Here is a 10,682-nt window from a genome sequence, read left to right on the forward strand (position 1 = left end):
GACGAGCAGGAAGCCAAGCGCAAGGCCATGGCGGAGAAGATCGGTTTCGATGCCTATGGCGTCAGCGAAGACATGCCCGACCCGGTGGCGCGGGCTATTAACCAATTGCTCGATCACCTGCAGGCAGTCGATGGTCGTCTGGAGGGGATGTGCGGAGCGTTGAAGGATCTAGGCAGCAATTACTGTGCGAAAGATCTGCCTGAGCTGCGCGAAGAAGACTTTGCCTGTGTGAAGGACAAGGATCAGAGTCAGGCCAGCTAAACCTCGTCGATCCCTTCGCGGGCTTGCCCGCTCCCACATGCTGTGGGGGCGGGCTTGCCCGCGATGAACGATAACGCGCAATTGCTGGCTGTAACCGACCAGCCTTTGCTATGATGCGCGCGCTCTTTTNCGGGTAATCCCGACTAAAGCACTAGGTCTTATAGTTGACTTAAATACTCGGGAATCGCATACTTGCTCCCATTCTGAACNCCTTGGTACTTGTCCATGAGACTGACTACAAAAGGCCGATACGCGGTAACCGCCATGCTTGACCTGGCCTTGCACGCGCAAACTGGGCCGGTGTCCCTGGCCGATATCTCCGAGCGCCAAGGCATTTCCCTGTCCTACCTCGAGCAGCTTTTCGCCAAATTGCGCCGTAGCAACTTGGTTTCCAGCGTACGTGGGCCGGGTGGCGGCTACCAACTGTCCCGCGACATGCAGGGCATCCAGGTAGCCCAGGTGATCGACGCGGTCAACGAATCCGTCGATGCCACCAAATGCCAGGGTTTGGGTGATTGCCACGCTGGCGACACCTGCCTGACCCACCACTTGTGGTGTGACTTGAGCCTGCAGATCCATGAGTTTTTGAGTGGTATCAGCTTGGCTGATCTTGTGACTCGCCGTGAGGTGCAAGAAGTAGCCCAGCGTCAGGACCAGCGCCGTTGCAACACCAAGGCGCCGCGTCTGGACAAGATCGAAGCGTCCGCCGTCGAGTGACAGCCGCAGAGCTAACGGCACGCCAGCCAGCCTGATTAGGAGAAAGTCCATGAAATTGCCGATTTACCTTGATTACTCAGCGACCACCCCGGTTGATCCGCGTGTCGCGCAAAAGATGAGCGAATGCCTGCTGGTCGACGGAAACTTCGGCAACCCGGCCTCCCGTTCCCACGTATTCGGCTGGAAAGCCGAGGAAGCGGTCGAGAACGCTCGTCGCCAAGTCGCCGACCTGGTCAATGCCGACCCGCGCGAAATCGTCTGGACCTCCGGTGCCACCGAATCCGACAACCTGGCAATCAAGGGCGCGGCGCATTTCTACGCGACCAAAGGCAAACACCTGATCACCACCAAGATTGAGCACAAGGCTGTCCTCGACACCATGCGCCAACTGGAGCGTGAAGGTTTCGAGGTTACCTACCTCGAGCCAACCACCGACGGTATCGTCACGCCAGCGATGATCGAAGCCGCGCTGCGNGAAGACACCATCCTGGTTTCCGTGATCCACGTGAACAACGAAATCGGCACCATCAACGACATCGCAGCCATCGGCGAACTGACCCGCTCCAAGGGCATTCTGCTGCACGTCGACGCTGCTCAGTCCACCGGCAAGGTCGACATCGACCTGTCGAAACTGAAAGTCGACCTGATGTCCTTCTCCGCCCACAAGACCTACGGCCCTAAAGGCATCGGCGCGCTGTACGTGAGCCGCAAGCCTCGCGTGCGTATCGAAGCCACCATGCACGGCGGTGGTCACGAGCGCGGCATGCGTTCGGGCACCCTGGCGACCCACCAGATCGTTGGCATGGGCGAAGCCTTCCGTGTAGCCAAAGAAGACATGGCTGCCGAAAACGTGCGCATCAAAGCGTTGAGCGACCGNTTCTACAAGCAGGTCGAGAACCTTGAAGAGCTGTACATCAACGGCAGCATGACTGCCCGCGTACCGCACAACCTGAATTTGAGCTTCAACTACGTCGAAGGCGAGTCGCTGATCATGGCGCTCAAGGACCTGGCAGTTTCGTCCGGTTCGGCCTGCACCTCGGCTTCCCTTGAGCCTTCGTACGTATTGCGCGCCCTGGGCCGCAACGACGAACTGGCACACAGCTCGATCCGCTTTACGTTCGGCCGTTTCACCACCGAAGAGCAAGTCGATTACGCCGCGCAGAAAGTCTGCGAAGCCGTCAACAAGCTGCGCGTTCTGTCGCCGCTGTGGGACATGTACAAAGACGGTGTCGACATTTCGAAAATCGAGTGGGCGGCACACTGATTTCAAGTCGCCGCAAACCGGCCCTGCAAAACAAGGTTTTCAGGGCTCAAGAGCGACTCTCTGATGAGTGAGGATTAAGAATCATGGCTTACAGCGAAAAGGTCATCGACCACTACGAAAACCCGCGCAACGTCGGCAAGATGAACGCGGAAGACCCTGATGTCGGCACTGGCATGGTCGGCGCTCCGGCGTGCGGCGACGTTATGCGCCTGCAGATCAAGGTCAACGACGCTGGCGTTATCGAAGACGCCAAGTTCAAGACTTACGGCTGCGGTTCCGCCATTGCTTCCAGCTCCCTCGCTACCGAGTGGATGAAAGGCAAGACCCTGGATGAGGCTGTGACCATCAGCAACACCCAGCTGGCCGAAGAACTGGCACTGCCGCCAGTGAAAATTCACTGCTCCGTACTCGCCGAAGACGCTATCAAAGCGGCCGTCCGCGACTACAAGCAGAAGAAAGGCTTGATCTAAGCATTTGGCGACGAGTAAGGAGTCAACGATGGCTATCAGCATGACAGAAGCGGCTGCGCAGCACATTCGCCGCTCCCTGAATGGGCGCGGTAAAGGTGAGGGGATTCGTCTGGGTGTTCGCACCACGGGCTGTTCCGGCCTTGCCTACGTGCTGGAGTTTGTCGACGAGGTGGTTGAAGAGGACCAGGTGTTCGAAAGTCACGGCGAGAAAGTGATCATCGACCCTAAGAGCCTGACCTACCTGGACGGCACCGAACTCGATTTCGTCAAGGAAGGGTTGAACGAAGGCTTCAAGTTCAACAACCCCAACGTGCGCGGTGAATGTGGCTGCGGCGAAAGCTTCAACATCTGAGGCTNTTTGTGGGTACTCCTTGTCATTTCGCTTTATTTGAACTGCAGCCGAGCTTCCGTCTGGATCTCGATCAGTTGGCCACGCGCTATCGTGAGTTGGCGCGCGGTGTTCATCCGGACCGCTTTGCAGACGCTTCCGAGCGTGAGCAACGCCTGGCGCTGGAGCAATCGGCCAGCCTCAATGAAGCCTATCAGACGCTCAAAAGCCCCCCGAAACGCGCGCGCTATCTGCTCGCGATGAACGGTGGTGAGTTGCCGATTGAAGTCACGGTGCACGACCCGGACTTCCTTCTGCAGCAGATGCAATTGCGCGAAGAGCTCGAAGACTTGCAGGACGAAGCCGATGTGGCCGGTGTCGCCGTCTTCAAGCGTCGTCTGAAAGTGGCCCAGGATGAGCTCAACGAAAGCTTCGCAGCCTGTTGGAATGATGCCGCGCAACGTGAACAGGCCGAACGCCTGATGCGGCGCATGCAGTTCCTCGACAAGCTCACCTACGAAGTGCGCCAGCTAGAAGAGCGCCTCGACGATTAACCCAGTGCTGCCCGTGTTGCACGCCTGATAGACAGATAAGACCTGATTACCATGGCTCTACTGCAGATCGCCGAACCCGGCCAAAGCCCTCAACCGCACCAGCGTCGTCTGGCGGTCGGGATTGACCTGGGCACCACCAATTCCCTGGTCGCCGCCTTGCGCAGCGGCCTGTCCGAGCCGCTGCCCGACGCCGATGGCCAGGTTATCCTGCCGTCCGCCGTGCGCTATCACGCTGATCGCACCGAAGTCGGTGAGTCGGCGAAGCTGGCGGCGTCTTCCGACCCTTTGAACACCGTGCTGTCGGTCAAGCGCTTGATGGGTCGTGGTCTGTCCGACGTCAAGCAACTGGGCGAGCAACTGCCGTACCGCTTTGTCGGCGGCGAATCCCATATGCCGTTCATCGACACCGTCCAGGGCCCGAAAAGCCCGGTGGAAGTGTCGGCTGATATCCTCAAGGTGCTGCGCCAGCGTGCAGAAACCACCTTGGGCGGCGAATTGGTCGGCGCGGTGATCACGGTTCCTGCGTATTTCGATGATGCTCAGCGCCAAGCCACCAAGGACGCGGCGAAGCTCGCCGGCCTGAACGTGCTGCGTTTGCTCAATGAGCCGACCGCAGCCGCTGTGGCTTACGGTCTGGATCAGCATGCCGAAGGCCTGGTCGCGATTTATGACCTGGGTGGCGGCACCTTTGATATTTCGATCCTGCGCCTGACCGGCGGTGTGTTTGAAGTGCTGGCCACCGGTGGCGATACCGCCCTGGGCGGCGATGACTTCGATCACGCGATTGCCGGCTGGATCATCACCAGCGCCGGCTTGTCCGCCGACCTGGATCCGGGCGCGCAGCGTAAACTGCTGCAAACCGCTTGCGCGGCTAAGGAAGCCCTGACCAATACTTCGTCCGTTGAAGTCGCCTACGGTGACTGGAAGGCGCAACTGACCCGTGAAGCCTTCGATGCGCTGATCGAGCCAATGGTCGCGCGCAGCCTGAAAGCCTGCCGTCGCGCGGTGCGTGATTCCGGCATCGAGCTGGACGAAGTGCATGCCGTGGTCATGGTCGGCGGCTCGACGCGCGTGCCTCGCGTTCGCGAAGCCGTCGCCGAAGCTTTCGGTCGCCAGCCGCTGACTGAAATCGACCCGGATCAAGTTGTCGCCATTGGTGCTGCGATCCAGGCCGACACCCTGGCCGGCAACAAGCGCGATGGTGGCGAATTGCTGCTGCTCGACGTGATTCCGCTGTCCCTGGGGCTGGAAACCATGGGCGGCTTGATGGAGAAGGTGATTCCACGCAACACCACCATCCCCGTCGCCCGCGCCCAGGATTTCACCACTTATAAAGATGGCCAGTCGGCCATGGCGATTCACGTGTTGCAGGGCGAGCGTGAGCTGATCAGCGACTGCCGTTCCCTGGCACGCTTCGAATTGCGCGGCATTCCGGCAATGGTCGCCGGTGCCGCGAAAATCCGCGTGACGTTCCAGGTCGATGCCGACGGTCTGCTCAGTGTCTCCGCTCGCGAGTTGGGTTCGGGTGTTGAAGCCAGCATCCAGGTCAAACCGTCCTACGGCCTGACCGACGGCGAAATTGCCAAGATGCTCAAGGATTCGTTCCAGNACGCCGGTGACGACAAGGTCGCCCGTGTGTTGCGTGAGCAGCAGGTCGACGCCCAGCGTCTGATCGAAGCGGTGCAGGCTGCCCTTGATGCTGATGGCGAGCGTCTGCTGGACGCCGAAGAGCGCATGGTCATCGAGCTGCAGATGCAGGAACTGACCGAACTGATGAAAGGTACCGATGGTTTCGCCATCGAGCAGCAGACCAAGCGTCTGTCGCAAGTGACCGACGCTTTTGCTGCCCGCCGCCTGGACTCGACGGTGAAAGCCGCGCTGGCGGGGCGCAACCTGAATGAGATTGAGGAATAATNATGCCGCAGGTCATTTTTCTGCCACACGCCGAGCATTGCCCGGACGGTATGGTTGTGGAGGCTGAGACCGGCAAGTCCATCCTCGAAGTNGCCCATGAGCACCATATCGAGATGGAAAGTGCCTGTGGCGGTGTCTGCGCCTGCACCACTTGTCATTGTCTGATTCGCGAGGGCTTTGACTCGCTGGAAGAAGCCGATGAGCTGGAAGAGGACTTTCTGGATCGCGCTTGGGGCCTGGAGGCGACTTCTCGCCTAAGCTGTCAGGCAAAAGTCGGGACTGAAGACATCACCGTCGAAATTCCGAAGTACTCGCTCAACCATGCGGCCGAAGCGCCGCACTGATTCAAGGAAACGTCATGAGTCTGAAATGGGTTGATGTGCTGGAAATCGCGATCCAGCTGGCTGAATCCAAGCCGGAAGTGGATCCGCGTTACGTGAACTTCGTCGATCTGCACAAATGGGTGCTGGCATTGCCGGAGTTCAGTGATGATCCGACCCGCGGTGGCGAGAAGGTGCTTGAAGCCATTCAGGCCGCCTGGATCGAAGAAGCAGACTGAGTCTGCGCCGTATGCAGTTAGGCAATACCAAAGAACCCGCGTATAATTCGCGGGTTTAATTTTTCGTAAATTACCGTTTCTGGAGTTACACCATGGCTGTTCAACGTACTTTCTCCATCATCAAGCCTGACGCTGTTGCAAAAAACGTCATCGGCGAGATCACCACTCGTTTCGAAAAAGCCGGCCTGAAGGTTGTAGCTTCGAAACTCAAGCAACTGTCCAAAGCTGAAGCTGAAGGCTTCTACGCTGAGCACAGCGCTCGTGGTTTCTTCGGCGACCTGGTTGCCTTCATGATCTCCGGTCCTGTTGTTGTTCAGGTTCTGGAAGGCGAAAACGCTATCGCTCTGAACCGTGAGCTGATGGGCGCTACCAACCCTAAAGAAGCGGCTGCCGGCACCATCCGTGCTGATTTCGCTGAATCGATCGACGCCAACGCTGTTCACGGTTCGGACTCCGAAGCCGCTGCTGCTCGCGAAATCTCGTACTTTTTCGCTGCTACTGAAGTAACCGCTCGCTAAGCATCGGCTTAAAGAGTGAGGGTGAATCCATGACTACATCGACTGTTAAAACCAACCTGCTGGGTCTGACTCAACAGGAAATGGAAAAATTCTTCGACTCAATCGGGGAGAAGCGTTTCCGTGCCGGTCAGGTAATGAAGTGGATTCACCACTTTGGCGTCGACGATTTCGACGCCATGACGAACGTCAGCAAGGCCCTGCGCGACAAGCTCAAGGTCATTGCTGAGGTCCGTGGCCCCGAAGTGGTCAGCGAGGACATCTCCAGCGACGGCACCCGTAAGTGGGTGGTGCGCGTGGCGTCCGGCAGCTGCGTCGAGACCGTTTACATTCCCCAGGGCAAGCGCGGCACATTGTGCGTTTCGTCCCAGGCTGGCTGTGCCCTGGACTGCAGTTTCTGCTCCACCGGCAAGCAAGGCTTCAATAGCAACCTCACCGCCGCCGAAGTCATTGGCCAGGTGTGGATTGCCAACAAATCCTTTGGCAGCGTCCCGGCAACCGTCGACCGTGCCATCACCAACGTGGTGATGATGGGCATGGGTGAGCCGCTGCTGAACTTCGATAACGTCGTTGCCGCCATGCATCTGATGATGGATGACCTGGGCTACGGGATCTCCAAGCGCCGCGTGACCCTGTCCACNTCGGGCGTGGTGCCGATGATCGATGAGCTGGCCAAGCACATCGACGTCTCCCTGGCGTTGTCGCTGCACGCACCCAATGACGCATTGCGTAACCAATTGGTGCCGATCAACAAGAAGTATCCGCTTAAGATGCTGCTCGAATCTTGCCAGCGTTACATGGCGACCTTGGGCGAGAAGCGTGTGTTGACCATTGAGTACACCATGCTCAAGGACATCAACGACAAGGTCGAGCACGCGGTCGAGATGATCGAGCTGCTCAAGAACACCCCGTGCAAGATCAACCTGATTCCGTTTAACCCGTTNCCGCATTCCGGTTACGAGCGCCCGAGCAACAACGCGATTCGCCGTTTCCAGGATCAGCTTCACCATGCAGGCTTCAATGTCACCGTGCGCACCACGCGTGGTGAAGACATCGACGCCGCCTGTGGCCAATTGGTAGGGCAGGTGCTGGATCGCACCCGTCGCAGCGAACGTTATATCGCCGTGCGCGAACTTAACGCCGCGAACGATATGGCGCAAAACGCCGCGAAATAAATCAAGAGAGGATCTCTATGTCCCTGCGCTTTGCGCTGCTTTTGCTGTTGGCCAGCCTGTCTGCTGGTTGCGTCCTGTCGGGCGATTTCAATCCGATGAAAACCAGCAAAGGTCGCGATGAAGCGCGCACTGCCTACGTGCAACTGGGCTTGGGATACTTGCAGCAAGGCATGACCGAACGGGCGAAAGTGCCGTTGAAGAAAGCCTTGGATCTGGATGACTCGGACCCGGATGCCAATGCGGCGCTTGGGTTGGTGTTTCAGGCTGAAATGGAACCTGAGCTGGCAGACCAGCACTTTCGCAAGGCGCTGTCTTCCCGTCCCGATGATGCTCGAATCCTGAACAACTACGGCAGCTTTCTTTTCGAAGAAAAACGTTATAAAGAGGCTTACGAGCGCTTTGAACAGGCCGCCGCCGATACCCTGTATCCTGAGCGTTCGCGGGTGTTCGAGAACCTGGGCATGACCGCTTCGAAGCTGGGCCAGCGTGATCTGGCGCAGCAGCAACTGGAAAAAGCCCTGCGTTTGAATCGCCAACAACCGCGTGCATTGCTGGAAATGGCTGAGTTGTCTTACGAAGACAGGCATTATGTGCCGGCACGTGACTATTACGAGCGTTTTAGCCTGCTCAGCGGGCAAAATGCACGTAGTCTATTGCTCGGTGTGCGGCTGGCGACGGTTCATGAAGAACGCGACACGGCCGCACGTTTTGGCCAGCAACTCGAACGACTCTATCCCGGTACGCCGGAATATCAGCAATACCTGTCGGAGCAATGATGAAAGCGGCGCACCCGGAAGTTGTAGCAGCTAATCGCGTAAACCCAGGCGAGACCTTGCGTCAGGCCCGCGAAAGCAATGGTTGGTCGCTGGCAGAAGTGGCCCTCAAGCTCAACCTCACCGTTAGTTCCTTGAGTAATCTGGAAGCCGGCGCTTTCGACAAACTGCCGGGGCACACCTTTGCTCGCGGTTATATCCGCGCGTATGCCAAATTGTTGGGCATTGACCAAACCGTACTGGTCCAAGCGTTCGACCAATTCACCGGCACCGACTCCCAGGGCAGCAATGTGCATGGCCTCGGTCGCATCGAAGAGCCGGTGCGGGTTTCCCACACGATTTTGCGTATTGTCAGCCTCTTGCTGCTGATCGCAGTGATTGGTGGCGGTTTTGTCTGGTGGCAGGATCAGACCTCCCAGCGCACCAAAGACCTGATCACCCCGAGTCCGGAGCATGTCGAAGTCGAAAGCGCCGACGGCACCACCCAGATTCATCCGCTGGACGAGCCGGAAGATCAGGCCGTCGCGGAAGGTCAGGCTGAAGGTGCAACCGCGCTTGCGTTGCCGCAAGCCGAGAGTTCCACTGAAGCACCGACCGAGGCAGAAGCCACTGCGCCTGCCGCCGCGCCGACTGCACCCGCTGCCCCAGCCCCTGCGGCACCGACGCACAGCGCCGCTGCTCCAGTTGTCGCGACTCCGGTCGCACCGGCCCCGACGGCTCCTGTTGTATCGACACCACCGGCGAGCGCTTCGGTAATGCCGACCATTCCCGCTCCGGCAGCCGCTGCTCCGGTGGCCGGCCAAGGCCAGGTTCAACTGCAGTTCACCGCCGATTGCTGGACGCAAGTGACCGATGGCACCGGCAAAGTGCTGTTGAGCGGTCTGAAGCGTAAAGGCGAAAGTGTTTCCGTCAGTGGCAAGCCGCCGTTTGCCGTGCGTCTGGGCTTCGCCCGTGGCGCGCAGGTCACCTACAACGGCCAGCCTGTGGACGTGGCGCCGTTCACCAGTGGCGAGACCGCTCGCCTCAAGTTGGGACAATAGTCATGCACGGCGAATCTCCAATCAAACGTCGCGTATCGCGCAAGATCTGGGTCGGCTCGGTGCCGGTGGGTGGCGATGCCCCTATCGCGGTGCAGAGCATGACCAACAGCGACACCAATGATGTCGCCGCCACCGTCGCCCAGATCAACCGTCTGGAAGCGGCCGGTGTGGACATCGTGCGGGTTTCCGTGCCGGACATGGACGCTGCCGAAGCATTTGGTCGCATCAAGCAACTGGTCAAGGTGCCGCTGGTTGCCGACATTCACTTCGACTACAAGATCGCATTGCGCGTGGCCGAACTGGGCGTCGACTGCTTGCGCATCAACCCGGGCAACATCGGTCGTGAAGACCGTGTGCGCGCGGTGGTGGATGCAGCCCGTGACCGCGGGATTCCGATCCGTATCGGCGTCAACGCCGGTTCCCTGGAAAAAGACCTGCAGAAGAAATACGGCGAGCCGACTCCGGCGGCGCTGGTTGAATCGGCGCTGCGCCACGTTGAGCACCTTGAGCGCTTGAATTTCCAGGACTTCAAGGTCAGCGTAAAGGCCTCCGACGTGTTCATGGCGGTAGAAGCCTACCGCCTGCTGGCCAAGGAAATCGTGCAGCCGCTGCACCTGGGTATCACTGAAGCGGGCGGTTTGCGCTCAGGCACAGTGAAATCTGCGGTGGGTCTCGGTATGCTGCTCGCCGAAGGGATTGGCGATACTATCCGCATCTCCCTGGCGGCAGACCCAGTAGAGGAAGTGAAAGTCGGCTACGACATTCTCAAATCCCTGCGTTTACGTTCCCGTGGCATCAACTTCATTGCCTGCCCGAGCTGCTCGCGGCAGAACTTCGACGTGGTGAAAACCATGAACGACCTGGAGTTGCGCCTTGAAGACCTGCTGGTGCCGCTCGATGTTGCGGTGATCGGTTGCGTGGTCAACGGCCCGGGTGAAGCCAAAGAGGCGCACATCGGCCTGACTGGCGGTACGCCAAACCTGATTTACATCGACGGCAAGCCGTCGCAGAAGTTGACGAATGAGAATCTGGTGGATCANCTTGAAAGCTTGATCCGCCAGAAAGCGGCCGAAAAGGTCGAAGCCGACGCAGCGCTGATCGCGCGCGGCTGA

At 58.9% G+C, this 10,682-nt stretch carries 13 protein-coding genes and 1 pseudogene; all 14 read left to right on the forward strand.

Translation table 11 applies throughout. The features are described from left to right. Positions 1–261: pseudogene (locus B7L09_RS23335) on the forward strand (serine O-acetyltransferase); the annotation flags it as partial. 225 nt (positions 262–486) lie between these two features. Next, positions 487–978, forward strand: coding sequence for a Fe-S cluster assembly transcriptional regulator IscR (gene iscR / locus B7L09_RS23340; protein ID WP_003194020.1), 492 nt, complete (start codon positions 487–489; stop codon positions 976–978). 49 nt (positions 979–1,027) lie between these two features. Continuing rightward, on the forward strand, positions 1,028–2,242 hold the full coding sequence (locus B7L09_RS23345) for an IscS subfamily cysteine desulfurase (RefSeq protein ID WP_010207898.1): 1,215 nt from the start codon (positions 1,028–1,030) through the stop codon (positions 2,240–2,242). 83 nt (positions 2,243–2,325) lie between these two features. Further along, a complete protein-coding gene (gene iscU / locus B7L09_RS23350; protein ID WP_003175965.1) occupies positions 2,326–2,712 on the forward strand; it encodes a Fe-S cluster assembly scaffold IscU in 387 nt (128 codons plus the stop codon). A gap of 28 nt (positions 2,713–2,740) precedes the next feature. After that, the gene (gene iscA / locus B7L09_RS23355; RefSeq protein WP_003209680.1) at positions 2,741–3,064 is read left to right on the forward strand and encodes an iron-sulfur cluster assembly protein IscA; all 324 of its coding nucleotides are present in this window, start codon (positions 2,741–2,743) and stop codon (positions 3,062–3,064) included. Positions 3,065–3,072: 8 nt separating this feature from the next. Then, positions 3,073–3,594 carry a co-chaperone HscB gene (hscB, locus tag B7L09_RS23360; protein ID WP_094470801.1) on the forward strand — a complete coding sequence of 174 codons (522 nt, stop codon included), beginning with the start codon at positions 3,073–3,075 and terminating at the stop codon, positions 3,592–3,594. A gap of 51 nt (positions 3,595–3,645) precedes the next feature. Continuing rightward, positions 3,646–5,508, forward strand: a complete 1,863-nt coding sequence (gene hscA, locus B7L09_RS23365; protein ID WP_094470802.1) for a Fe-S protein assembly chaperone HscA — start codon at positions 3,646–3,648, stop codon at positions 5,506–5,508. 2 nt (positions 5,509–5,510) lie between these two features. Beyond that, positions 5,511–5,852, forward strand: coding sequence for an ISC system 2Fe-2S type ferredoxin (gene fdx, locus B7L09_RS23370; protein ID WP_094470803.1), 342 nt, complete (start codon positions 5,511–5,513; stop codon positions 5,850–5,852). A gap of 14 nt (positions 5,853–5,866) precedes the next feature. Continuing rightward, positions 5,867–6,067, forward strand: coding sequence for a Fe-S cluster assembly protein IscX (iscX, locus tag B7L09_RS23375; RefSeq protein ID WP_017340315.1), 201 nt, complete (start codon positions 5,867–5,869; stop codon positions 6,065–6,067). Between the two features lie 92 nt (positions 6,068–6,159). Next, positions 6,160–6,585 carry a nucleoside-diphosphate kinase gene (ndk, locus tag B7L09_RS23380; protein ID WP_003175956.1) on the forward strand — a complete coding sequence of 142 codons (426 nt, stop codon included), beginning with the start codon at positions 6,160–6,162 and terminating at the stop codon, positions 6,583–6,585. A 29-nt stretch (positions 6,586–6,614) separates the two neighbouring features. Further along, positions 6,615–7,757 carry a dual-specificity RNA methyltransferase RlmN gene (gene rlmN / locus B7L09_RS23385; protein WP_094470804.1) on the forward strand — a complete coding sequence of 381 codons (1,143 nt, stop codon included), beginning with the start codon at positions 6,615–6,617 and terminating at the stop codon, positions 7,755–7,757. A gap of 17 nt (positions 7,758–7,774) precedes the next feature. Further along, a complete protein-coding gene (pilW, locus tag B7L09_RS23390; RefSeq protein WP_094470805.1) occupies positions 7,775–8,533 on the forward strand; it encodes a type IV pilus biogenesis/stability protein PilW in 759 nt (252 codons plus the stop codon). Further along, complete coding sequence (locus tag B7L09_RS23395; protein ID WP_094470806.1) at positions 8,533–9,570, forward strand: RodZ domain-containing protein; 1,038 nt, start codon at positions 8,533–8,535, stop codon at positions 9,568–9,570. The genes pilW and B7L09_RS23395 overlap by 1 nt, the downstream gene beginning before the upstream one ends. A gap of 2 nt (positions 9,571–9,572) precedes the next feature. After that, positions 9,573–10,682: a flavodoxin-dependent (E)-4-hydroxy-3-methylbut-2-enyl-diphosphate synthase gene (gene ispG / locus B7L09_RS23400; RefSeq protein WP_094470807.1), complete on the forward strand. Its 1,110-nt coding sequence runs from the start codon at positions 9,573–9,575 to the stop codon at positions 10,680–10,682.

It is taken from the genome of Pseudomonas mandelii, assembly GCF_002251635.1.
Classification (GTDB): Bacteria; Pseudomonadota; Gammaproteobacteria; order Pseudomonadales; family Pseudomonadaceae; genus Aquipseudomonas; species Aquipseudomonas mandelii_B.